This is a genomic window from Pseudomonas sp. LAMO17WK12:I10 (assembly GCF_900215185.1).
GTDB lineage: Bacteria > Pseudomonadota > Gammaproteobacteria > Pseudomonadales > Pseudomonadaceae > Aquipseudomonas > Aquipseudomonas chlororaphis.
The window spans coordinates 251,015-273,456 of sequence record NZ_OBDX01000003.1; the positions used below are offsets into that span (position 1 = coordinate 251,015).

20 protein-coding genes and 1 pseudogene are annotated in these 22,442 nt (G+C 62.8%); 12 read left to right on the forward strand and 9 right to left on the reverse strand.

Translation table 11 applies throughout. The annotated features are described in order from the left end of the window. The first annotated feature begins 89 nt into the window (after positions 1-89). From CRO75_RS05670 to CRO75_RS05680, 3 genes are all read left to right on the forward strand, one after another. Complete coding sequence (locus CRO75_RS05670) at positions 90-722, forward strand: LysE family transporter (protein WP_007926706.1); 633 nt, start codon at positions 90-92, stop codon at positions 720-722. A gap of 261 nt (positions 723-983) precedes the next feature. Further along, entirely contained in the window at positions 984-2,882 is a 1,899-nt protein-coding gene (locus CRO75_RS05675; RefSeq protein WP_097134686.1) for a cytochrome c/FTR1 family iron permease, read from the forward strand. A gap of 104 nt (positions 2,883-2,986) precedes the next feature. Further along, the gene (locus CRO75_RS05680) at positions 2,987-3,442 is read left to right on the forward strand and encodes a YaiI/YqxD family protein (protein ID WP_044465693.1); all 456 of its coding nucleotides are present in this window, start codon (positions 2,987-2,989) and stop codon (positions 3,440-3,442) included. 47 nt (positions 3,443-3,489) lie between these two features. On the opposite strand, the gene elbB is transcribed toward CRO75_RS05680, so the two are convergent. Then, a complete protein-coding gene (gene elbB, locus CRO75_RS05685; protein ID WP_007926709.1) occupies positions 3,490-4,158 on the reverse strand; it encodes an isoprenoid biosynthesis glyoxalase ElbB in 669 nt (222 codons plus the stop codon). A 260-nt stretch (positions 4,159-4,418) separates the two neighbouring features. On the opposite strand from elbB, the pseudogene CRO75_RS05690 reads away from it, so the two are divergent. Continuing rightward, positions 4,419-4,624: pseudogene (locus CRO75_RS05690) on the forward strand (hypothetical protein); the annotation flags it as partial. Here the strand turns inward: CRO75_RS05690 and CRO75_RS05695 are convergent. After that, the gene (locus CRO75_RS05695; protein WP_097134687.1) at positions 4,605-5,237 is read right to left on the reverse strand and encodes a DedA family protein; all 633 of its coding nucleotides are present in this window, start codon (positions 5,235-5,237) and stop codon (positions 4,605-4,607) included. The pseudogene CRO75_RS05690 and the gene CRO75_RS05695 overlap by 20 nt on opposite strands. A 207-nt stretch (positions 5,238-5,444) precedes the next feature. Here CRO75_RS05695 and hemB point away from each other — a divergent pair, with 207 nt between their 5' ends. Beyond that, entirely contained in the window at positions 5,445-6,458 is a 1,014-nt protein-coding gene (hemB, locus tag CRO75_RS05700) for a porphobilinogen synthase (RefSeq protein ID WP_097134688.1), read from the forward strand. Positions 6,459-6,476: 18 nt separating this feature from the next. Then, positions 6,477-8,696, forward strand: coding sequence for a polyphosphate kinase 1 (gene ppk1 / locus CRO75_RS05705; protein ID WP_009046131.1), 2,220 nt, complete (start codon positions 6,477-6,479; stop codon positions 8,694-8,696). A 100-nt stretch (positions 8,697-8,796) separates the two neighbouring features. Here ppk1 and ppx read toward each other — a convergent pair whose 3' ends face one another. The 5 genes from ppx to CRO75_RS05730 all read right to left on the reverse strand — a co-directional run bounded on the left by ppx (position 8,797) and on the right by CRO75_RS05730 (position 13,380). Continuing rightward, positions 8,797-10,299, reverse strand: coding sequence for an exopolyphosphatase (gene ppx, locus CRO75_RS05710; RefSeq protein ID WP_007926717.1), 1,503 nt, complete (start codon positions 10,297-10,299; stop codon positions 8,797-8,799). A gap of 237 nt (positions 10,300-10,536) precedes the next feature. After that, positions 10,537-11,271 (reverse strand): amino acid ABC transporter ATP-binding protein, encoded by a 735-nt coding sequence (locus CRO75_RS05715; protein ID WP_097134689.1) that lies wholly within the window; start codon positions 11,269-11,271, stop codon positions 10,537-10,539. Continuing rightward, on the reverse strand, positions 11,258-11,908 hold the full coding sequence (locus tag CRO75_RS05720) for an amino acid ABC transporter permease (RefSeq protein ID WP_097134690.1): 651 nt from the start codon (positions 11,906-11,908) through the stop codon (positions 11,258-11,260). Before CRO75_RS05720 ends, CRO75_RS05715 begins: the two co-directional genes overlap by 14 nt. After that, complete coding sequence (locus tag CRO75_RS05725; RefSeq protein ID WP_053263061.1) at positions 11,905-12,573, reverse strand: amino acid ABC transporter permease; 669 nt, start codon at positions 12,571-12,573, stop codon at positions 11,905-11,907. The genes CRO75_RS05720 and CRO75_RS05725 overlap by 4 nt, the downstream gene beginning before the upstream one ends. Before the next feature lie 21 nt (positions 12,574-12,594). Further along, entirely contained in the window at positions 12,595-13,380 is a 786-nt protein-coding gene (locus CRO75_RS05730) for a transporter substrate-binding domain-containing protein (RefSeq protein WP_009046127.1), read from the reverse strand. Between the two features lie 254 nt (positions 13,381-13,634). On the opposite strand from CRO75_RS05730, the gene CRO75_RS05735 reads away from it, so the two are divergent. The 6 genes from CRO75_RS05735 to CRO75_RS05760 all read left to right on the forward strand — a co-directional run bounded on the left by CRO75_RS05735 (position 13,635) and on the right by CRO75_RS05760 (position 19,731). After that, the gene (locus CRO75_RS05735; RefSeq protein ID WP_009046126.1) at positions 13,635-14,333 is read left to right on the forward strand and encodes a FadR/GntR family transcriptional regulator; all 699 of its coding nucleotides are present in this window, start codon (positions 13,635-13,637) and stop codon (positions 14,331-14,333) included. 126 nt (positions 14,334-14,459) lie between these two features. Further along, positions 14,460-14,789 carry a thioredoxin TrxA gene (gene trxA, locus CRO75_RS05740; RefSeq protein ID WP_003206727.1) on the forward strand — a complete coding sequence of 110 codons (330 nt, stop codon included), beginning with the start codon at positions 14,460-14,462 and terminating at the stop codon, positions 14,787-14,789. A 247-nt stretch (positions 14,790-15,036) separates the two neighbouring features. Next, positions 15,037-16,296, forward strand: a complete 1,260-nt coding sequence (rho, locus tag CRO75_RS05745; protein WP_007926725.1) for a transcription termination factor Rho — start codon at positions 15,037-15,039, stop codon at positions 16,294-16,296. 140 nt (positions 16,297-16,436) lie between these two features. Then, positions 16,437-17,903: a 4-hydroxy-3-polyprenylbenzoate decarboxylase gene (gene ubiD, locus CRO75_RS05750; protein ID WP_097134691.1), complete on the forward strand. Its 1,467-nt coding sequence runs from the start codon at positions 16,437-16,439 to the stop codon at positions 17,901-17,903. Next, positions 17,903-18,871, forward strand: coding sequence for a CDP-6-deoxy-delta-3,4-glucoseen reductase (locus CRO75_RS05755; protein ID WP_009046124.1), 969 nt, complete (start codon positions 17,903-17,905; stop codon positions 18,869-18,871). Before ubiD ends, CRO75_RS05755 begins: the two co-directional genes overlap by 1 nt. Positions 18,872-19,083: 212 nt before the next feature. Continuing rightward, on the forward strand, positions 19,084-19,731 hold the full coding sequence (locus tag CRO75_RS05760; protein ID WP_007926730.1) for a gamma-glutamylcyclotransferase: 648 nt from the start codon (positions 19,084-19,086) through the stop codon (positions 19,729-19,731). On the opposite strand, the gene glpT is transcribed toward CRO75_RS05760, so the two are convergent. After that, positions 19,728-21,077, reverse strand: coding sequence for a glycerol-3-phosphate transporter (gene glpT / locus CRO75_RS05765; protein WP_097134692.1), 1,350 nt, complete (start codon positions 21,075-21,077; stop codon positions 19,728-19,730). The two genes, CRO75_RS05760 and glpT, sit on opposite strands and share 4 nt — an antisense overlap. Before the next feature lie 263 nt (positions 21,078-21,340). Continuing rightward, positions 21,341-22,318 carry an NADPH:quinone oxidoreductase family protein gene (locus CRO75_RS05770; protein WP_097134693.1) on the reverse strand — a complete coding sequence of 326 codons (978 nt, stop codon included), beginning with the start codon at positions 22,316-22,318 and terminating at the stop codon, positions 21,341-21,343. Positions 22,319-22,442 lie beyond the last annotated feature (124 nt).

The following is a 22,442-nucleotide window of genomic DNA, read 5'->3' on the forward strand; positions in this document are numbered from 1 at the left end:
GGCGATGTCTGTCCGACAAAAATCTATGGTCATCCGCCCGCCGGCGCATTAGCTTAGGCGTCTACGACGAATTCGAGCCGAGGTGTGCGATGGTTCTTGAGACATGGCTGGCGTTTTTTGCCGCCTGCTGGGTGATCAGCCTTTCCCCCGGGGCCGGCGCGATTGCGTCGATGTCCTGCGGTCTGCAATACGGTTTCTGGCGTGGTTACTGGAACGCCCTGGGCCTGCAACTGGGCCTGGCCATGCAGATTGCGATTGTCGCCGCCGGCGTAGGGGCGATTCTCGCGGCATCCTCGACCGCCTTTTACGCGATCAAATGGTTCGGCGTGGCTTATCTGGTCTACCTCGCGGTCAAACAGTGGCGCGCGCTGCCCAGCGACCTGAGCGACGACGCCGCGATCCGGCCGATCGGCAAACCCCTGGCGCTGGTGTTCCGCGGGTTCTTGGTCAACATCAGCAACCCCAAGGCGCTGGTGTTCATGCTGGCGGTCCTGCCGCAGTTCATCGATCCCCACGCACCGCTGGTGAAGCAGTATCTGATCCTCGGCGCGACCATGATTGCCGTCGACCTGATCGTCATGGCCGGCTACACCGGCCTGGCCTCCAAGGTCCTGCGCCTGCTGCGCACGCCTACCCAGCAACGGCGCATGAACCGCACCTTCGCCGGTCTGTTCCTCGGCGCCGCCGGGTTGCTGGCGACCATTCGCAAAGCGCCGGTCTAAGAGGCTGGTCACAGCAAAAAGGCGCCCATCGGGGGCGCCTTTTTTGTACGTGCGCCTCAGGGGATTCGAGAGCATGGGCTAGTCCCGACCACGCCCGGATTTATTTCATTTTTGTTCAGGAAACCCCGGACCCCAGGCGATTCAAGGCTTTGGCCCGGCACGAGGCACGACTGCGCCTGGGTGTCGCGTGTGACAATGCTTGAGTGAAACTCATTGGAAGTGAACAATGTGTTACTTCGTATTTCCATTTGAGATTCGTTCATGACTGCCCCCTCCCGTTTCCTGGCGTGGCTCGTGCTGCCGGTATTGGCCCTGTGCAGCGCCAACCTGCTGGCGGACACCGTAGAAGGCGCGCCCAAGGCGCTGCACCTGCTCGACTATATTGGCGCGGACTATCCACCGACGGTCGAGGCGGGCAAGGTCATTGACGACTCCGAGTACCGTGAGCAGGTCGAGTTTCTCGGCGTGTTGCAGGGACTGGTCGCCGATTTGCCGGCCAAGCCGGAGAAGGCCGAGCTGGAGCAGGGCATCGCCAGCCTGAACGACGCGGTCAAGGCCAAGGCGGACGGCGCCCTTGTCGCCCGTCAGGCGCGGCACCTGGGAGCCCGGCTGGCGGTGGCGTATGAGGTCAGCCAGGCGCCGATCATCACCCCGGACCCGAGCCGTGGCGTGCCTTTGTATGCCCAGCATTGCTCGGTGTGTCACGGCGATACCGGTGCCGGCGACGGCCCGGCCGGCGTCGGCCTGACGCCACCGCCGGCCAACCTGCGGGATGCGGCGCGCCTGGATCACCTGAGCCTCTACGCGATCTACAACACCCTGGGCCTGGGCGTCGAAGGCACCGACATGCCGTCTTTCGCCGATCAGCTGGATGACCGCCAGCGCTGGGATCTGGCGACCTATATCGCCGGCTTCACCGCCGACCCGGCCGCGGCGAAGGGCGACAAGAGCTACAACCTCGCCGACCTGGCCCGCCAGACTCCAAGCGAAGTAGAGGCCGCCGAAGGCCCGCAGGCCGCGGCCACCTTCCGTGCCCAGCGCGCCCAGCCGCCACAGGTCAAGCGCGGCCCGGCGCAACTGCTCGACTACACCGCCTCGACCCTGGACAAGAGCCTGGCCGCCTACCGCGCCGGTGACCACGAACAGGCCTACGACCTGTCGGTGGCGGCGTACCTGGAAGGCTTCGAGCTGGTGGAAAGCTCCCTCGACAACGTCGATGCCAATGTGCGCAAGGACACCGAGAAAGCCCTGATGGCCTACCGTCAGGCGCTGCAGGACGGCTTGCCGGCAGAGCAGGCCGAGCAGCGCCTGAATGCCGCCAAGGCCAAGCTGAAAGAATCGGCGGGCCTGCTGGGCAGCGATGGCCTGAGCTGGTCCCTGAGCTATATTTCCGGCCTGCTGATCCTGCTGCGCGAAGGCCTGGAAGCGATCCTGGTGCTGGCGGCGATCCTGGCCTTCCTGCGCAATACCGGCCAGCAATCGGCGGTACGCAGCGTCAACGTCGGTTGGGGGCTGGCGTTGCTGGCCGGTCTGGCGACCTGGGCGCTGGCGGCGTATGTGATCGACGTCAGCGGCTCCCAGCGCGAGTTGCTGGAAGGCGCCACGGCCTTGTTCGCCAGTGTCATGGTGCTGTGGCTCGGCGTGTGGATGCACGACCGTCGGCACGCGGCGGCCTGGCAGGACTACATCAAGAGCAGCCTGGTGGGCGGTGGCGGCCGTTTCGGTTTTGCGGTGCTAGCGTTCTTCTCGGTCTATCGCGAGCTGTTCGAAGTGATCCTGTTCTACGAAACCCTGTGGCTGCAGGCCGGCCCGGCAGGCCACAACGCAGTGCTGGCCGGCGGCGCCACGGCGCTGGTGCTGCTGGTCGGCCTGGCCTGGGTGATTCTGCGCGGTTCGGCCAAGCTGCCGCTGGCGCTGTTCTTCGGCATCAACGCGGCGTTGCTGTGTGCCTTGTCGGTGGTGTTTGCCGGGCATGGCGTCAAGGCGCTGCAGGAGGCTGGAATCTTCGGTACGCGGCCGGTGGCGCTCTTCGATTTCGACTGGCTGGGCATTCACGCCGATGCCTACTCGCTGACGGCACAGGCGGTGGCGATCGTGGCGATCATCGTGCTCTACAGTCGCAGCCGCATCGCCGAGAAACGGCGGGCCCAGGTTTCCTGAGGCATCCGCTTCGCTCATCATCGCGGGCAAGCCTTGTTCCTACGGTTCATCGAGAACCGTAGGCGCGCGGCTTGCCCGCGATGCTTTTCAGGAGGAGTCACGCAATGCGTGTGTGGATCGATGCCGACGCCTGCCCCAAGGCGGCGAAGGATCAGGTGGTGAGGTTTGCCCTCAAGCGCCAGTTCGAGCTGGTGCTGGTGGCGGGGCAGCCGCAGATCAAGCCGGCCTTTGCCTGCGTCAAGCTGATCGTGGTGCCCAGCGGCCCGGATGCGGCTGACGATTATCTGGTGGAGCACGCAGTGCCGGGTGAACTGGTGATCTGCAGCGATGTGCCTCTGGCCGACCGGCTGGTGAAGAAGGGCGTCGCCGCCCTCGACCCGCGGGGCAAGGAGTTCGATGCGCAGAACATGGGCGAGCGGCTGGCGGTGCGTAACCTGTTTACCGATCTGCGCGAGCAGGGGCAGGTCGGCGGTGGGCAAGGCCCTTATGGGGATCGCGAGAAGCAGGCCTTCGCCAATGCCCTGGACCGGATCCTGACGCGGCTGGCGCGTCAGGCCTGACAATTGCCGCGAGGCGAGGGCGCTTGCCGCTCGCCACGGCTTTTGGGTTATTCGTCGTTTTCGTGGGTCAGTTCCAGCACCCGATCCACCAGCTTATTGATGCCGGCCGCGGCTTCGCTGATGGACTGCGCGAGCATGTAGGCCGGGGTGCTGACCAGCTTGCGCGCCTTGTCCTCGATGATGTCGCCGACGGTGCACTCTGCATGGGTCGCGCCCATCTTGCTGACGGCGGCCGCGGTGTCGGCGTCGTTGCCGATGGTGCAGGTGACGCCCGGGCCGTAGATTTTCGCCGCCAATGCCGGCGAGATGCAGATCAGGCCCACCGGCTTGCCGGCTTCGGCGAAGGCTTCGGTCAGTGCCAGGACATCCGGCTGGACTGTGCAGCCGGCCCCTTCCACGGCGAAGTTGGAAAGGTTTTTCGCCGCGCCAAAGCCGCCCGGCACGATCAGCGCGTCGAAGTCTTCGGCGTTGGCCTCGCGGATGTCCTTGACCTGGCCGCGGGCGATGCGCGCCGATTCCACCAGGACATTGCGCGACTCGGGCATCTCTTCGCCGGTCAGGTGGTTGATCACATGCAGCTGGGCGATGTTCGGGGCGAAGCACTGCACCTGGGCGCCGCGCTGGTCCAGGCGCAGCAGGGTAATGACGCTTTCATGGATCTCGGCACCGTCATAGACGCCACAGCCGGAAAGGATCACTGCAACTTTTTTGCTCATGGTTTTTTCTCCAGATTCATGGCGTTAAATGTCCACTAATTTGTCGCCCGTTGCCATAGGGTTATCCCGCTGCCCGACCTAATCTCCGATCAGGATTGCGATCAGGCCGTGTCATGAATTTCATTCTGTATGCGGTGCCGTTCTTCTTCGTGCTGATAGCCCTCGAGCTGCTGGCCGACGCTGGCGGGGGTGAACAGCTATCGGGTCGCGGACGCTTTCTACATGGATCGCAACTACGGCGGGGTGTTCATTATTTGGGTATTGGGGTGGCGCTGGAGAATCGCCCGTGGGCGCTGCAGATGGAGCTGCTGCGGCTGGCGTCGAACCTGCCGCTGGTGTGGCTGGCGCCTCTGGTCGGGCTGTGGCCGGCCAGCGCCTTGGGTTGGGTCGGCCTGTCAGCTACAGCCTGCTCAGTGGCATAGCGCTTTACTGCTGCCGGGGTCGTCTTACTCGACTGGCGTCTTAGACTTGCAGCAATCGCTCTGCTCGTTCTGCTTGACCTGTTCGGCTTCGTAGATCGCCTTGGCCAGTCGCGCATTCTTCAAGCGGCGGCGCAGCCACAGGGCAAAACCCAGGACCAGCAAGGCGCCGAGCACCCACAGTTCGTACTTCTTGATGCTGCCCAGCATGCCTTCGAGCACGGCGCCGAAGTGATAGGCCGCGGCGGCCAGGGCGGCGGCCCAGATCGCCGCGCCAATGCCGTTGAGCAACAGATAACGTCCCGGCGGATATCCCGACAGGCCGATGGCCACCGGCATCACGGTGCGCAGGCCGTAGACGAAGCGAAAGCTCAGCACCCAGATGTCCGGATGCTTACGGATATGCTCCAGCGCCCGATCGCCCATCAATTGCCAGCGCGGCTTGCGCGCCAGCAGCTTGCGCCCGTGCTTGCGTCCCAGGAAGTACCACAGCTGGTCGCCGGCATAGCTGCCGAAGAACGCCACGACCACCACCAGGTTGATGTCCATGTATCCGCGAAACGCGAGGAAGCCGGCCAGGACCAGGATGGTCTCGCCTTCGAAGAATGTGCCGAGAAAGAGGGCGAAGTAGCCGAATTCCTGAAGAAATTGTTGGAGCATTGTCTGGATGCTGGCGAAATGAACGCGCAGCCTAACCCTTCGGGCCCATGGAGGAAAGTATCCAAATGTGTCTCGACGTGAACAAATGCTGGCTGGACAATAGCTGCGACTACCGGTCACAGGGTTAAGCACAACTGTCATCCGTTCGTCATAATGGGCGCTTATAACTGTCACGCTCGCCCGCCTGTGCGGGCTCAGGAGTCTGTCGTGAGCTTTACCCCAGCCAACCGTTTGTTTCCCGCCACTCGCCTGCGTCGCAATCGCCGTGATGACTTTTCTCGTCGCCTGGTGCGTGAAAACGTCCTGACCACCGATGACCTGATCCTGCCGGTATTCGTGCTCGACGGTGAGAGTCGTCGGGAGGCGGTGGCCTCGATGCCGGGCGTCGAACGCCTGACCATCGACCTGCTGCTGGAGGAAGCGGCGAAATGGGTCGAGCTGGGGATTCCCGCGCTGGCGTTGTTCCCGGTGACCCCGGCGGATCTCAAGTCGCTGGACGCCGCCGAAGCCTGGAACCCGGAAGGCATTGCCCAGCGCGCCACCCGCGCGCTGCGTGAGCGTTTCCCCGAGTTGGGCGTGATCACCGACGTGGCGCTCGACCCGTTCACCACCCACGGTCAGGACGGCATCCTCGACGAAGAAGGCTATGTGCAGAACGACGTCACCGTCGATGCACTGGTCAAGCAAGCCCTGTCCCATGCCGACGCCGGCGCCCAGGTGGTCGCGCCTTCGGACATGATGGACGGCCGCATCCAGGCGATCCGCGAAGCCCTGGAGCTGGCCGGGCACGTCAACGTGCGGATCATGGCCTATTCGGCCAAGTACGCCAGCGCCTATTACGGCCCGTTCCGCGATGCGGTCGGCTCGGCGCTGAACCTGGGCAAGGCCAACAAGGCCTCCTACCAGATGGACCCGGCCAACAGCCACGAAGCCCTGCATGAAGTGGCCGCCGACCTCGCCGAAGGCGCGGACATGGTCATGGTCAAGCCGGGCATGCCGTACCTGGACATCCTTTGGCGGGTCAAGGATGAATTCAAGGTGCCAACCTTTGTCTATCAGGTCAGCGGCGAATACGCCATGCACATGGCGGCGATCCAGAATGGCTGGTTGAGCGAAGGGGTTATTCTCGAATCCTTGACCGCCTTTAAACGCGCGGGTGCCGATGGCATCCTGACTTACTTTGCCGTTCGTGCTGCTCAATTGTTACGAGAGCAAAAATAGCCCTCCCAGGAACACGCGATGAATACCGAAGGACTCACTGAAGTTGCCGTAAAAGAAGCTCAACCCGTGGTCGAGCAGGTCGTTGAAACACCACCGGAGCTGGAAGCCCCGCCGGTGCAAGCGGACGCACCGCATGTGGCGATGCCGACCCTGGTCATCCCGAGCCTGGATGACAGCAGCCTGTATATCCATCGCGAGCTGTCGCAACTGCAGTTCAACATCCGCGTGCTGGAACAGGCGCTGGATGAGTCCTATCCGTTGCTGGAGCGCCTGAAGTTCCTGCTGATCTTCTCCAGCAACCTGGACGAGTTCTTCGAGATCCGCGTCGCCGGCCTGAAGAAACAGATCACCTTCGCCCGTGAACAGGCCGGTGCCGATGGCCTTCAGCCGCACCAGGCCCTGGCGCGCATCAGCGACCTGGTGCACGGTCACGTCGACCGCCAGTACGCGATCCTCAACGACATCCTGTTGCCGGAGCTGGAGAAGCATCAGGTCCGCTTCATCCGTCGCCGTTACTGGACCACCAAGCTCAAGACCTGGGTTCGTCGTTACTTCCGCGACGAGATCGCGCCGATCATCACCCCGATCGGCCTCGACCCGACGCACCCGTTCCCGCTGCTGGTGAACAAGAGCCTGAACTTCATCGTCGAACTCGAAGGGATCGACGCCTTTGGTCGCGATTCCGGCCTGGCGATCATCCCGGCGCCGCGCCTGCTGCCGCGGATCATCAAGGTGCCGGAAGAAGTCGGCGGCCCTGGCGACAACTATGTATTCCTCTCGTCGATGATCCACGCCCACGCCGATGACCTGTTCCAGGGCATGAAGGTAAAGGGCTGCTATCAGTTCCGCCTGACCCGCAACGCCGACCTGGCGGTGGACACCGAGGACGTCGAAGACCTGGCCCGCGCCCTGCGCGGCGAGCTGTTCTCCCGTCGTTACGGCGATGCGGTGCGTCTGGAAGTGGCCGACACCTGCCCGAAACACCTGTCCGACTACCTGCTCAAGCAGTTCAACCTGAGCGAGACCGAGCTGTACCAGGTCAACGGTCCGGTGAACCTGACGCGCCTGTTCAGCATCACCGGCCTGGACAGCCACCCGGAGCTGCAATACACGCCGTTCACCCCGCAGATTCCCAAGCTGTTGCAGAACAGCGAGAACATCTTCAGCGTGATCAGCAAGCAGGACATCCTGCTGCTGCACCCGTTCGAGTCCTTCACCCCGGTGGTCGACCTGCTGCGTCAGGCGGCCAAGGATCCGCACGTGCTGGCGGTGCGCCAAACCCTGTACCGCTCCGGCGCCAACTCGGAAATCGTCGATGCGCTGGTGGATGCGGCGCGTAATGGCAAGGAAGTCACCGCGGTGATCGAGCTGCGCGCGCGCTTCGACGAAGAGTCCAACCTGCAACTGGCCAGCCGCCTGCAAGCGGCCGGCGCGGTGGTGATCTACGGCGTGGTCGGCTTCAAGACCCACGCCAAGATGATGCTGATCCTGCGGCGCGAAGCCGGCGAGATCGTGCGCTACGCCCACCTGGGCACCGGCAACTACCACGCCGGCAACGCCCGCCTGTATACCGACTACAGCCTGCTGACCTCCGACGACGCTTTGTGCGAGGACGTCGGCAAGCTCTTCAGCCAGTTGATCGGCATGGGCAAGACCCTGCGCATGAAGAAACTGCTGCACGCGCCCTTCACTCTGAAGAAGGGCATGCTCGACATGATTGCCCGGGAGACCCAGTTCGCCCTGGATGGCAAGCCGGCGCACATCATCGCCAAGTTCAACTCGCTGACCGATCCGAAGATCATCCGCGCGCTGTACAAGGCCAGCCAGTCGGGCGTGCGCATCGACCTGGTGGTACGTGGCATGTGCTGCCTGCGTCCGGGGATCGCCGGCGTGTCGCACAACATCCATGTGCGCTCGATCATCGGCCGCTTCCTGGAGCACACCCGGGTGTTCTACTTCCTCAATGGCGGCGAGGAGCAGATGTTCCTCTCCAGCGCCGACTGGATGGAGCGCAACCTCGACAAGCGCGTCGAGACTTGCTTCCCGGTCGAGGGCAAGAAGCTGATCCTGCGGGTCAAGAAAGAGCTGGAAAGTTATCTCACCGATAACACCCACAGCTGGAGCCTGCAGTCGGACGGTCGCTACATCCGCAACACCCCGACCGGCAACCAGAACCCGCGCAGCGCCCAGGCCACACTGCTGGAGCGCCTGAGCAACCCGGTGCTGGCGGTGCGCTGAGCCGGGGCTTATTCAGCCCATGAAAAAGCCGGCTTGCCGGCGATGGTGCCCTTTAGAAGGAGCCCATCGCCGGCAAGCCGGCTTTTTTGTGCGGGGCGTTTCAGTGCACGTTGAGGGTGATCCCGACCCGGGTCAGCCACTCGGCTTCCAGGGCGAAGTCGGCCTGGGTCAGCTGGTTCTCGTCGAGCCAGTTTGCCGGGAACATCACCTCCAGGCTGTCGCCAGCGGCGTGCAGCTTCACCTGGGGCATTTCCTGGGTGCCGCGGATATGGTGGAACAGGATGGCGAAACGCAGCAGCACGCACAGGCGGATCAGCTTGCTGCCTTCCTCGCCGAATTCGGCGAACTTGTCCTTGGGAATGTTGCGACGGTGGCCGCGTACCAGTAGCGCGAGCATTTGCTGGTCTTCGCGGGAGAAACCGGCGAGGTCGGAGTGCTCGATCAGGTAGGCGCCGTGCTTGTGGTAATGGTAGTGGGCGATATCCAGGCCCACTTCATGGACCTTGGCGGCCCAGCCCAGCAGTTCGCGCCAGACGCCGTCCTCCAGGTCCCAGTCCTCGGCCACTTGGTCGAAGGCGTGGAGCGCCTTGCGCTCGACCCGGGCGGCCTGTTCCAGGTCGACGTGATAACGCTCCATCAGCGAGCCCAGGGTGCGCTCGCGCACGTCTTCGTGGTGATGACGGCCCAGCAGGTCGTAGAGCACGCCTTCGCGCAGGGCGCCTTCGCAATGGTCCATGCGCTGCAGTTCGAGGGCGTCGAAGATGGCTTCGAGAATCGCCAGGCCGGCGGGGAAGATCGCCCGGCGGTCCGGCTTGATGCCTTCGAAGTCGATTTTCTCGGCATCGCCCAGCTTGAACAGCCGACGCTTGAGCCAGGCCAGGCCTTCGGCGTTGACTTCACCGCTGCCGTGGCCGCCGGCCTTGAGTGCCAGGCCGATGGCGCGGATGGTGCCCGAGGAACCGATGGCTTCATCCCAGGTCAGGCGATGCAGGGCGTGTTCGATGCTCATGATTTCCAGGCGCGCCGCAGTGTAGGCCTGGGCGTAGCGCGCCGGGGTGATCTTGCCGTCGCGGAAATAGCGCTGGGTGAAGCTGACGCAGCCCATCTGCAGGCTTTCGCGCAGCAGCGGCTCGAAGCGCTGGCCGATGATGAATTCGGTACTGCCGCCGCCGATGTCGGCGACCAGGCGCTTGCCCGGGGTATCGGCGAGGGTATGGGACACGCCCAGGTAGATGAGGCGGGCTTCTTCACGACCGGAGATGACTTCCACCGGGTGGCCGAGGATTTCCTCGGCGCGGCGGATGAATTCGCCGCGGTTGCGCGCTTCGCGCAGGGCGTTGGTGCCGACGATGCGCACCGCGCCCAGGGGCATGCCGTTGATCAGTTGGGCGAAGCGCTTCAGGCAATCGAGCCCGCGCTGCATGGACTCTTCGTTGAGTTGACGGTCTTCGTCGATCCCGGCGGCCAACTGCACCTTTTCACCGAGCCGCTCGAGAATGCGGATTTCATTATGGTGAGCCTTGGCCACGACCATGTGAAAGCTGTTGGAGCCCAGGTCGATGGCGGCGATCAGGGACAGATTCTTGGCTTGGGATTGCGGCATGGTTTGGGGGTCTCGGTCGATAACCTTGCCATCCTGCCACGATCAATCGCTCGCGCCAACGCACAGCGTCCAATGCGTTGATTCAACGCATGAATCCTTGCGCCACAGTTCCCTGTAGCCGCTGCCGCAGGCTGCGACCGACTGCGAAGCAGGCGCTGTTCTTGAGGGCCCAGGAAGGCCCTGCGACCAGCGTGGCCCGGACCATCGCAGCCTGCGGCAGCGGCTACAGGCGGGCGATCAGGCGCTTTCATTGGTTCCGATGAAATTCGCCAGTTCCGGCGTCTGCGGGTTGGCGAACAGCACTTTCGGGTCGCCCACTTCATGCACCTTGCCCTGGTGCATGAACACCAGCTTGTCGCCTACTTCCCGGGCGAAACGCATCTCGTGGGTCACCATGATCAGGGTCATGCCGTCCTTGGCCAGCTGGCGCACCACGCTCAGGACCTCGTTGACCAGTTCCGGATCCAGGGCCGAGGTGATCTCGTCGCACAGCAGCACCTTGGGCGACATGGCCAGGGCCCGGGCAATCGCCACCCGCTGTTGCTGGCCGCCGGACAGGCGGTCGGGGAAGGCGTCGAACTTCTCCTCCAGGCCGACCCGTTTCAGCATCTTGCGCGCCAGTTCGGCGGCCCTGGCCTTGGGCACCTTCTGTACCACCTGCGGGGCGAGCATGACGTTCTCGCCGACGGTCAGGTGCGGGAACAGGTTGAACTGCTGGAACACCATGCCGACCTTCTGCCGCAGGCTGCGCAGGTCGGCGCGGGCGGCGTCGAGGTATTCGCCGTCGACTTCGATGACCCCGTCGTTGATCGACTCCAGGCCGTTGAGGGTGCGCAGCAAGGTGCTCTTGCCCGAGCCGCTGCGCCCGATGATCGCCACCACCTGGCCTTCCTCGATACTGAGGTCGATGCCCTTGAGCACATGATGGTCGCCGTAATATTTATGCAGGGCGGAAATTCTAAGCAGAGGCATGCAGTCTCCTTTCCAGGTAGCGCGCACTGAGGGACAGGGGGTAGCACAGCAGGAAGTAACCGAGCGCCACCAGGCCGTAGACCATGAAGGGCTCGAAGGTGGCGTTGGCGAGCATGCCGCCAGTCTTGGTCAGCTCGGTGAAGCCGATGATCGAGGTCACCGCGGTGCCTTTGACCACCTGCACCGAGAAGCCCACGGTAGGCGCCACGGCAATCCGCAGCGCCTGCGGCAGGATCACATGGCGCAGCTGTTCATAAGGGTTGAGCGCCAGGCTGGAGGAGGCTTCCCACTGGCCGTTGGGGATCGAGTCGACGCAGCCGCGCCAGATCTCCGCCAGGTAGGCGCTGGTGAACAGCGTCAGGGCGATGGCCGCCGCCAGCCAGGGCGAGATATCCACCCCCAGCAGGGCGATGCCGAAGAACACCAGGAACAGCTGCATCAACAGCGGCGTGCCCTGGAACAGCTCGATGTACAGGCGGGCGAAACCATTGGGGAAAGCCTTCTTGGAAATGCGCAGGGTCATGATCAACAAACCGATCAGCCCGCCGCCGACAAAGGCCACCAGCGACAGCAGCAGGGTCCATTGCAGGCCGGTGAGCAGGTTGCGCACGATGTCCCAGAAGCTGAAATCACTCATTGGCTGCTCCTCGCGATATAGCGTCGCCCGACCCAGTTCAGCAACTGCCGGATCAGCAGGGCCATGCACAGGTAGATCAGCGTGGTCAGGGCGTAGGTTTCAAAGGCGCGGAAGTTGCGCGACTGAATGAAGTTGGCGGCGAAGCTCAGCTCCTCGGTGGCGATCTGCGAACACACCGCCGAACCGAGCATGACGATGATGATCTGGCTGCTCAGGGCCGGCCACACCTTGCCCAGCGCCGGCAGCAATACCACATGGCGGAAGGCCTCCAGGCGCGTCATGGCCAGGGCCGCCGCGGCCTCCAGCTGGCCGCGGGGGATGGCCTGGATCCCGGCGCGGATGATTTCCGTGGAGTAGGCGCCCAGGTTGATCACCATCGCCAGCACCGCCGCCTGCCACTCGGATATCTGCAGCCCCAGGGACGGCAGGCCGAAGAAGATGAAGAACAGCTGCACCAGGAACGGGGTGTTGCGGATCAGCTCGACGTAGACGCCGAAGAGGGCCGAGAAGGGCTGGATCTTCCAGGCCCGCACCACCGCGCCGACTATGCCCAGACCGACCCCGAGCAATGCGCCGATGGCGGTCAGCTCAAGGGTGAACAGGGCGCCGCGCAGCAGCAGGCTGGTGTTTTCCAGCACCGGTAGAAAGTCGAACTGATAAGCCATGGATAACCTCCGCGACCGCGATCAGAGGCCAGCCGGCAATGGCTGCTTGAGCCACAGCTGGGCGTTCTTTTCCAGGCTGCCGTCGGCCTTGGCGGTGGTGAGGATCTGGTTGACCTTGTCCAGCAGCTCCGGCTGGTTCTTGTTCACGCCGACGTAGACCGGGGAATCCTTGAGCTTGACCTTCATCGCCGGGATGCGTTTCGGGTTGCGCTCGCTAATGGCGACCATTACCACGTTGCCGCTGGCGATCAGGTCGACCTGGCCGGCCAGGTAGGCGGCGATGGTCGAGTTGTTGTCCTCGAAGCGCTTGATGGTCACGCCTTGCGGGGCCACGGCGGTCAGTTCGATGTCTTCGATGGCGCCACGGGTGACGCTGATGGTCTTGCCCTTGAGGTCGTCGAGGGTGGCAATAGGCGCTTCGGGTGGGCCGAATACCGCCAGGTAGAAGGGCGCGTAGGCCTGGGAGAAATCGATGACCTTCTCGCGCTCCGGGTTCTTGCCGAGGCTGGAGATCACCAGGTCGACCTTGCCGGTGGTCAGGAACGGAATGCGGTTGGTGCTGTTGACCGGGGTCAGTTCGAGCTTGACCTTGAGCTGGTCGGCCAGCAGTTTCGCGGTGTCGATATCCAGGCCGCGGGGTTTCATGTCCGGACCGACCGAGCCGAAGGGTGGGAAGTCCTGGGGCACGGCCACCTTGAGGGTGCCACGGGCGACGACATCGTCCAGGCCGTTGGCGTGGGCGGGCGTCTGGCTCAGCATCAGACTGGCAAACAGGGCAGAGAGCAGGGCGCTGAAACGCTTGGTCATGGCAAATCTCCGGATTCACGGGAAGTGATTTCTGCGCAGCGACACAGCACAGGCCGTGCCAAACGCCGGTAAAAGCCCTGGAGTGCTGGGTTTTGCTGGTTTTGTTCGGTCTTACTGGTCTGAACAGTTGCTGGCGTTTCTGCCCCCTTATCGAGCGTCCGGAGAGGCGCCCGAACCCCCTTGGGGCACGACTTGCCGGGCTCGGCGAATAGCTTTACAACTAGCCTTTTCCTGGACCGGCCAGCCTGCATTTTATGAACTCGATCTCCCGCGCCGTACCCGAGGTGGCGCTGCAAGCCATCCGCCAATTGATCAACGAGCGCGGCTTCGGCCCGGGCGATGCGCTGCCGTCGCAGCGCGATCTGGCCGTACAGCTGGGGGTCAGCCGGGCCTCGTTGCGCGAGGCGCTGTCGTCCTTGAGCGCCTTGGGCGTGATCAGCGTGCAGCCTGGCAAAGGTGTTTTCGTGCAGGCCGCGGAATTGCCGGTCAATGGCGCGGGGCTGAGCTGGCCGTTCGCGGCCCAGGCGTCGCCAACGGACATCTTTCAGCTGCGTTACGCCCTGGAAGGCTTCGCCGCGGGGCTGGCGGCCGTGACCCTGACCGCCGATGAGCTGGATGCGCTGCAGGATAATGTCGAGGCCATGCGCAACGAGCTGCGGGCGGCGGATTTCGAGGCGGCGGCGCGGCTGGATTTCGAGTTTCACCAGAAGATCCTGCAAGCCAGCGGCAATCAGGCAATGGTGAGCATTCTCAGTACCAGTGCCGAGATCTTCCTGGAGAGCCAGAAGCTACCGTTCATCCGGCCCGAGCGGGCCATGGAAACCTGGCAGGAGCACCGCAAGATCCTGCGCGGGCTGGCCCGGCATGCGTCTGGGGCGGCGCAGAAGGCCATGCAGGAGCATGTGCGCGGCGCGGCATTGCGCACCGGAATCGCCTTCGTCACCCCCGCATAGTTTCCAGTTGAGCTATACCCAAATTCATCGGGCACCATAGCGAGAGTCAATCAACTCCGGCTTCCTGAACGCGGGAAGGGCGGCTATGATGGGCCACGTTTTTTTGCTTACAACCTGGAGACTTCCATGAGCAGCGATCTTATCAAACACGTTAGCGACGCTAGCTTCGAGGCTGACGTACTCAAGGCCGAAGGCGCTGTACTGGTCGACTACTGGGCTGAGTGGTGCGGCCCATGCAAAATGATCGCTCCGGTCCTGGACGAAATCGCTGAAACCTACAAAGGCAAGCTGACCGTTGCCAAGCTGAACATCGACGAAAACCAGGAAACCCCGGCCAAGCATGGCGTACGTGGTATCCCGACGCTGATGCTGTTCAAGAACGGCAACGTCGAAGCCACCAAGGTCGGCGCACTGTCCAAGTCGCAACTGGCTGCGTTCCTCGACGCCAACATCTAAGTATCGTTGTAAATCGCATCAAAAAAGCCCCGTAAATAGCGGGGCTTTTTCATTATTCAGGGCTAGACGCTCAGAAACTCAGGTGTTACATTCGGCCCCGCACTGGTTTCTCCTCTGCCCCCTGCAAGCCGTCGCCGACGCTCTCCTTTTCGAATAAGTACGCGATCCTGTCGCCTTCTCCGCGGCGCGGCATCATTAAGCCAAAAGCTTAATTTCCCCCCTCCATAAATGATTACGTCATTCCTATATGAATCTGACTGAACTCAAGCAAAAGCCGATTACCGAACTGCTCGAATTGGCCGAACAGATGGGCATAGAAAATATGGCCCGTTCGCGCAAGCAGGACGTGATTTTCTCCCTGCTGAAAAAGCACGCTAAAAGCGGCGAGGAAATCTCCGGTGATGGCGTGCTGGAGATCCTCCAGGACGGCTTCGGCTTTCTTCGCTCCTCCGACGCCTCCTATCTGGCCGGCCCAGACGATATCTACGTCTCCCCGAGCCAGATCCGTCGTTTCAACTTGCGCACCGGTGACACCATCGTTGGCAAGATCCGCCCTCCAAAGGAAGGCGAGCGTTACTTCGCACTGCTGAAGGTCGACACGATCAACTACGATCGTCCCGAGAACGCGAAGAACAAGATCCTGTTCGAAAACCTGACGCCGCTGTTCCCGACCGTGCGCATGAAGATGGAAGCCGGCAACGGCTCCACCGAAGACCTGACCGGTCGTGTCATCGACCTGTGCGCCCCGATCGGTAAAGGCCAGCGCGGCCTGATCGTTGCTCCGCCGAAAGCGGGCAAGACCATCATGCTGCAGAACATCGCGTCGAACATCACCCGTAACAACCCTGAAGTTCATCTGATCGTGCTGCTGATCGACGAACGTCCGGAAGAAGTGACCGAGATGCAGCGCACCGTGCGCGGCGAAGTGGTCGCCTCCACCTTCGACGAACCGCCAACCCGCCACGTGCAGGTTGCCGAAATGGTGATCGAGAAGGCCAAGCGCCTGGTCGAACACAAGAAGGACGTGGTGATCCTGCTCGACTCCATCACCCGTCTGGCCCGTGCCTACAACACCGTGATCCCGAGCTCCGGCAAGGTGCTGACCGGTGGTGTCGATGCCCACGCCCTGGAAAAGCCGAAGCGTTTCTTCGGTGCCGCGCGGAACATCGAAGAAGGCGGCTCGCTGACCATCATCGCCACGGCGCTGGTCGAGACCGGCTCGAAGATGGACGAAGTGATCTACGAAGAGTTCAAGGGCACCGGCAACATGGAGCTGCCCCTGGACCGCAAGATCGCCGAGAAGCGTGTCTTCCCGGCCATCAATATCAACCGTTCCGGCACCCGCCGCGAAGAGTTGCTGACCGCCGACGACGAGCTGCAGCGCATGTGGATCCTGCGCAAGCTGCTGCATCCGATGGATGAAGTCGCCGCCATCGAGTTCCTGGTCGACAAGCTGAAACAGACCAAGACCAACGATGAGTTCTTCCTGTCGATGAAACGCAAGTAAGTCGAGCGGGACCGCAAAAGCCGGGGAAACCCGGCTTTTTGCTATCTGATTATTGATGAACGGCAGTTCACTGTTCTGAACAGTCGGGTTCGGCGCTAAACTGCCAGCCCCGAACGCCACGGCCAAAACGAGGCTCACGCATGCAGTATCGCGACTTGCGCGACTTTATCAGCGGTCTGGAACAGCGCGGCGAACTCAAGCGCATCCAGGCTCCGGTGTCCCCAGTGCTGGAAATGACCGAGGTCTGCGATCGCACCTTGCGTGCCAAAGGTCCGGCCCTGCTGTTTGAAAATCCCACCGGCTACGACATTCCGGTGCTGGGCAACCTGTTCGGCACCCCGGAGCGCGTGGCGCTGGGCATGGGTGCCGAGGCGGTCAGCGAACTGCGGGAAATCGGCAAGCTGCTGGCGTTCCTCAAGGAGCCCGAGCCGCCCAAGGGGCTGAAGGATGCCTGGTCCAAGCTGCCGATCTTTCGCAAGATCATTTCCATGGCGCCAAAAGTCGTCAAGGACGCGATCTGCCAGGAAGTGGTCATCGAAGGCGACGACGTCGACCTGGCGATGCTGCCGGTGCAGACCTGCTGGCCGGGCGATGTCGGCCCGCTGATCACCTGGGGCCTGACCGTCACCAAGGGGCCGAACAAGGACCGGCAGAACCTCGGTATCTATCGCCAGCAGGTGATCGGCCGCAACAAGGTGATCATGCGCTGGTTGAGCCACCGTGGCGGCGCGCTGGATTACCGCGAGTGGTGCGAGAAGCACCCGGGCCAGCCGTTCCCGGTGTCCGTGGCCCTGGGCGCCGATCCGGCGACCATCCTCGGCGCCGTGACGCCGGTGCCGGACAGCCTCTCCGAATACGCCTTCGCCGGCCTGCTGCGGGGCAACCGCACCGAATTGGTGAAATGCCGCGGCAACGACCTGCAAGTGCCGGCCACTGCGGAAATCATCCTGGAAGGGGTGATCCATCCGGGCGAGATGGCCGATGAAGGCCCGTATGGCGACCACACTGGCTACTACAACGAAGTCGACAGCTTCCCGGTGTTCACCGTCGAGCGCATCACCCACCGGATCAAGCCGATCTACCACAGTACCTACACCGGTCGTCCGCCGGATGAGCCGGCGATTCTCGGCGTGGCGCTGAATGAAGTATTCGTGCCTATCCTGCAAAAGCAGTTCCCGGAAATCACCGATTTCTACCTGCCGCCCGAAGGCTGCTCGTACCGCATGGCGGTGGTGACCATGAAGAAGCAGTACCCCGGCCACGCCAAGCGGGTAATGCTCGGTGTCTGGTCGTTTTTGCGACAGTTCATGTACACCAAGTTCGTTATTGTCACTGACGACGATATCAACGCGCGCGACTGGAACGACGTGATCTGGGCCATTACCACGCGCATGGACCCCAAGCGCGATACGGTGATGATCGATAACACGCCGATCGACTACCTCGACTTCGCCTCGCCGGTCTCCGGCCTGGGCTCGAAGATGGGGCTCGATGCCACGCATAAGTGGCCCGGTGAAACCACCCGCGAGTGGGGCCGGGTGATCGTCAAGGATGAGGCAGTGACCCGCCGGATCGATGCCATCTGGAATCAGTTAGGAATAGATTGATGCGTGTAACCTTGCAGCCCTCCGGAGCGGTGCTTGAGACGCTGCCCGGCGAGCGGATTCTCGATGCGGCGCGGCGCCTGGGCTATGAATGCCCGCAAAGCTGCCGCAATGGCAACTGTCATGTGTGCTGCGCCCTGCTGGTGGAGGGCCGCGTCCTGCAGGCCGGCGATGTGCGCGATCATGGCGAGTTCTACACTTGCATTGCAGAGCCGCTGCAAGACTGCATTGTGCTGTGGGATGGCGTCCTTGCGCTGGGAGAGCTGCCGGTGCGCAGTCTGTCGTGTCAGGTCACCGAGTGTCTGGAAGTCGGCGGCGATGTCTGGCGGGTCCGCCTGCGGGCGCCCGCCGGCAAGCCACCGCGTTATCACGCCGGCCAGTACCTGATGCTCGAGCGGGAGAATGGCGAGAAGTCGGCGTTCTCCCTGGCCTCGGCGCCACACGCCGGGCGCGATCTGGAGCTGCACGTACTGGTGCGCGAAAGCAGTGCACAAAGCCTGATCGAACAGTTGCAGCGCAATGGCAACGTGCGCGTCGAGCTGCCGTTTGGCGATACCCACCTGGCCGAGCTGCCGGACGGGCCGCTGGTGCTGATCGCCGCTGGTACCGGCATGGCGCAGATGCACAGCCTGATCGAGCATTGCCGGGCCAAGGGCTTCAAATACCCGGTGCACCTGTACTGGGGTGTGCGCCGGCCGGACGACTTCTACCAGATCGAACACTGGGACGAATGGAAGAAGCTGCCCAACCTGTTCCTGCACAAGGTGGTCAGCGACCTCTGTGGCTGGGAAGGGCGCTGCGGCATGCTGCACGAGGCGGTGAGCGAGGATATAGCCGACCTGTCGGCGGTGCATGTCTACGCCAGCGGTTCGCCGGCGATGATCTACGCGACCCTCGACGCGCTGGTCGAAGCGGGCATGGATGCGCACCAGATGCGCGCCGATGTATTTGCCTACGCTCCTCGGTCCTGAGTTCTCGGGGCTGTCCCTCGTTATAACTTCCTATATAGCCCATCGGTATTTATTTAATTAGATAAATACCGGTAGGTTATATGTCACGCATTATTGAAAGTTAAAACTCTTCGATGGCACTTAACTTGCTTTGAAACATATGTGTCTTGGAGTTACAGCCGTGCGTTCTATTAAGTAATTCTTTATACGCGGGGAGCCGAACGCTATTCGCCATGACAGCCATTGAATCCAGTTTTTTGAATCTGGCTTACCCTCCGCGGCTCGACCTGGGGCCGCAGCTCACCCACGAACAGCTTCTCAGCTCGATGCAATCCACCATGGCGCGCCACAAGGGCGGGCCGGTCTGGCTGTTTGCCTACGGTTCGCTGATCTGGCGCCCTGAATGTTCGGCGGTCGAGCGTATGCGCGGGCGGGTGCATGGCTATCATCGCGGTCTGTACCTGTGGTCCCACGAGCACCGTGGCACGCCGGAGAAACCGGGGCTGGTCTTTGGCCTGGATCGTGGCGGTTCCTGCAGCGGCTTCGCCTACCGCCTACCGCAAGAGCAGCTGGAAACCTCGCTGTATGCGCTGTGGCAGCGCGAGATGCCATACCCGTCCTATCGCCCGCACTGGCTCAACTGCCGCCTCGAAGACGGTAGCCGGGTTCAGGCTCTGGGGTTCGTTCTGGAGCGACACCTGCCCAGCTATGCCGGCAACCTGCCGGACCATGTGCTGAGCCAGGTATTTGAAAACGCTTGCGGGCGCTACGGCACTACTCGCGATTATGTCGAGCAGACTGTGCACGCCCTGCGTAGCCACGCCATGCCAGACCGTAATCTGGAGGCGCGGCTCAAGCGCTGTAAGTCAGCCACCCATTAGGCAATGGCTTCGCGACTTTGGCTGGCGACCTGTTTGTGCCACAGGGTCGGGGCCAGGAAGGCCATCGACAGCAGGCAGGCGCCTACCAGCAGGACAAAACCGCCGTCCCAGCCAAAGTGGTCCACGGTGTAGCCCATCGCCGCGCTGGCCGCGACCGAACCACCCAAATAGCCGAACAGACCGGTGAAGCCCGCGGCGGTGCCGGCGGCTTTCTTCGGCGCCAGTTCCAGGGCCTGCAGGCCGATCAGCATCACCGGGCCATAGATCAGGAAGCCGATGGAGAACAGCGCGATCATGTCGATGGTCGGGTTGCCGGCCGGGTTCAGCCAGTACACCAGGGTCGCCACGGTCACCAGGGCCATGAACACCATGCCGGTCAGGCCACGGTTGCCGCGGAAGATCTTGTCCGACATCCAGCCGCACAGCAGCGTGCCCGGGATCCCCGCCCACTCGTAGAAGAAGTACGCCCACGAGGTTTTATCCACGGTGAAGTGCTTGGCTTCCTTGAGGTAGGTCGGCGCCCAGTCGAGTACGCCGTAGCGCAGCAGGTAGACGAAGACGTTGGCCATGGCGATGTACCAGAGCATTTTGTTGCGCAGCACGTATTTGACGAAGATTTCCTTGGCGCTGAATTCTTCTTCGTGGCTGGCGTCGTAGCCTTCCGGGTAGTCGTTCTTGTACTTCTCGATCGGCGGCAGGCCGACCGATTGCGGGGTGTCGCGCATGGTGACGAAGGCGAACAGCGCCACCATCAGGGCCACGACGGCCGGGACGTAGAACGCCGCGTGCCAGTCGTTGAACCAGCCCATGCCGAGCAGGAACAGCGGGCCGATCAGGCCACCGCCGACGTTGTGCGCCACGTTCCATACCGAAACCACGCCGCCGCGTTCCTTCTGCGACCACCAGTGCACCATGGTCCGTCCGCTTGGCGGCCAGCCCATGCCCTGGGCCCAGCCGTTGATGAACAGCAGGATAAACATCATGGTCACGCTGGACGTGGCCCAGGGCGCGAAACCGAAAATGAACATCACCCCGGCCGACACCAGCAGGCCGAAGGGCAGGAAGTAGCGCGGGTTGGAGCGGTCGGACACCAGGCCCATGAGGAACTTGGACAGGCCGTAGGCGATGGCGATCGCCGACATGGCCAGGCCCAGCTGACCGCGGGTGTAACCCTCTTCGATCAGGTACGGCATGGCCAGGGAGAAGTTCTTGCGCAGCAGGTAGTAGCCGGCGTAACCGATGAAGATCCCGGCGAAGATCTGCCAGCGCAGGCGGCGGTAGGTACTGTCTATTTTTTCGTCAGGCAGGGGCGCCTGATGTGCGGCAGGTCGAAAGAAAGCAAACATTCAAGAGCTCCAAATTTCTTGTTTTGACTGCGGATGCGAATGTTACAGTTTCGTTACCGAAAATAGCACTGCATCTTATCTGGGGGCACGCAACGCAGGAGCATTTGCATGTTCTTTTACGAACATGTCGCTTAAAGGCAGATAGGGGGCGTTTCTGGTGCCGGCGGCTGCGGTTGGGGGAGAAGAGCGCTTGCTCGCGAGTCACCGTTGCGGCTGACGGTCAGCCCGTTACCGCGAGCAAGCTTCTATAAAGAGGAAGGGATTCAGCGAACCTGGACCACCACCTTGCCCACCGCCTTGCGCTGGCCAAGATCGTTGATGGCGCTGGCGGCGTTGCTCAGCGGGTAGACCTGAGAGACCAGCGGCTTCAACTTGCCTTCGGCGAACCAGCCGAACAGCTGCTGGAAGTTCGCCGCATTGTCCTGGGGCTGGCGCTGGGCGAACGAACCCCAGAACACGCCAATCACCGCGGCGCCCTTGAGCAGCGCCAGGTTGACCGGCAGCTCGGGAATTCGCCCGCTGGCGAAACCCACCACCAGCAGCCGGCCGTTCCAGGCGATGGCGCGGATGGCCTGGTCGAACAGGTCGCCGCCGACCGGGTCGTAGATCACATCGGCGCCCTGGCCGTCGGTCAGGCGCTTGATCTCGTCCTTCAGGCTGGTTTCGCTGTAGTTGATCAATTCGTCGGCGCCGGCGGCCTTGGCCACCGCGAGTTTCTCGCCGCTGCTGGCGGCGGCGATGACCCGGGCGCCCATGGCCTTGCCGATTTCCACCGCCGCCAGGCCGACACCGCCGGAAGCCCCGAGCACCAGCAGGGTTTCACCCGGCTGCAGGTTGCCGCGTTGCTTGAGGGCATGCATCGAGGTGCCGTAGGTCATGCTGAAGGCGGCGGCGGTGTTGAAGTCCATCGACGGTGGAATCGGCAGCACGTTGTAGCCCGGTACCGCCACTTCCTCGGCAAAGCTGCCCCAGCCGGTCAGCGCCATGACCCGGTCGCCGACCTTGAGGTGGCCCACCTTCTCGCTGACGGCGCCGACCACCCCTGCGGCCTCGCCACCGGGCGAGAACGGAAAGGGCGGCTTGAACTGGTATTTGCCCTCGATGATCAGCGTGTCCGGGAAGTTCACCCCGGCCGCGTGCACCTGTAGCAGGATCTCGTTCTTCTTCGGCACAGGACTCGCGACGTCTTCCAGCACCAGCGTTTCGGCGGGGCCGAAGGCTTTGCACAGCACGGCTTTCATCAGGGCTATTCCTTTGGGAGTGATGGCCGATAAGTGTAGGTGGGTGAATAACGCGGTCAACGAGCATGCCCCGGCCTGATAACCAGCCATAAGCTTTGTGCTTGGGCACGGGCGCAGGGGCCTT

What these genes read in the sequence shown, in the direction of transcription:
- CRO75_RS05670 (WP_007926706.1), top strand. Translation starts at nt 90, where the DNA reads ATGGTTCTTGAGACATGGCTGGCGTTTTTTGCCGCCTGCTGGGTGATC.
- CRO75_RS05675 (WP_097134686.1), top strand. Translation starts at nt 984, where the DNA reads ATGACTGCCCCCTCCCGTTTCCTGGCGTGGCTCGTGCTGCCGGTATTG.
- CRO75_RS05680 (WP_044465693.1), top strand. Translation starts at nt 2,987, where the DNA reads ATGCGTGTGTGGATCGATGCCGACGCCTGCCCCAAGGCGGCGAAGGAT.
- elbB (WP_007926709.1), bottom strand. Translation starts at nt 4,158, where the DNA reads ATGAGCAAAAAAGTTGCAGTGATCCTTTCCGGCTGTGGCGTCTATGAC.
- CRO75_RS05695 (WP_097134687.1), bottom strand. Translation starts at nt 5,237, where the DNA reads ATGCTCCAACAATTTCTTCAGGAATTCGGCTACTTCGCCCTCTTTCTC.
- ppk1 (WP_009046131.1), top strand. Translation starts at nt 6,477, where the DNA reads ATGAATACCGAAGGACTCACTGAAGTTGCCGTAAAAGAAGCTCAACCC.
- ppx (WP_007926717.1), bottom strand. Translation starts at nt 10,299, where the DNA reads ATGCCGCAATCCCAAGCCAAGAATCTGTCCCTGATCGCCGCCATCGAC.
- CRO75_RS05715 (WP_097134689.1), bottom strand. Translation starts at nt 11,271, where the DNA reads ATGCCTCTGCTTAGAATTTCCGCCCTGCATAAATATTACGGCGACCAT.
- CRO75_RS05720 (WP_097134690.1), bottom strand. Translation starts at nt 11,908, where the DNA reads ATGAGTGATTTCAGCTTCTGGGACATCGTGCGCAACCTGCTCACCGGC.
- CRO75_RS05725 (WP_053263061.1), bottom strand. Translation starts at nt 12,573, where the DNA reads ATGGCTTATCAGTTCGACTTTCTACCGGTGCTGGAAAACACCAGCCTG.
- CRO75_RS05730 (WP_009046127.1), bottom strand. Translation starts at nt 13,380, where the DNA reads ATGACCAAGCGTTTCAGCGCCCTGCTCTCTGCCCTGTTTGCCAGTCTG.
- CRO75_RS05735 (WP_009046126.1), top strand. Translation starts at nt 13,635, where the DNA reads ATGAACTCGATCTCCCGCGCCGTACCCGAGGTGGCGCTGCAAGCCATC.
- trxA (WP_003206727.1), top strand. Translation starts at nt 14,460, where the DNA reads ATGAGCAGCGATCTTATCAAACACGTTAGCGACGCTAGCTTCGAGGCT.
- rho (WP_007926725.1), top strand. Translation starts at nt 15,037, where the DNA reads ATGAATCTGACTGAACTCAAGCAAAAGCCGATTACCGAACTGCTCGAA.
- ubiD (WP_097134691.1), top strand. Translation starts at nt 16,437, where the DNA reads ATGCAGTATCGCGACTTGCGCGACTTTATCAGCGGTCTGGAACAGCGC.
- CRO75_RS05755 (WP_009046124.1), top strand. Translation starts at nt 17,903, where the DNA reads ATGCGTGTAACCTTGCAGCCCTCCGGAGCGGTGCTTGAGACGCTGCCC.
- CRO75_RS05760 (WP_007926730.1), top strand. Translation starts at nt 19,084, where the DNA reads ATGACAGCCATTGAATCCAGTTTTTTGAATCTGGCTTACCCTCCGCGG.
- glpT (WP_097134692.1), bottom strand. Translation starts at nt 21,077, where the DNA reads ATGTTTGCTTTCTTTCGACCTGCCGCACATCAGGCGCCCCTGCCTGAC.
- CRO75_RS05770 (WP_097134693.1), bottom strand. Translation starts at nt 22,318, where the DNA reads ATGAAAGCCGTGCTGTGCAAAGCCTTCGGCCCCGCCGAAACGCTGGTG.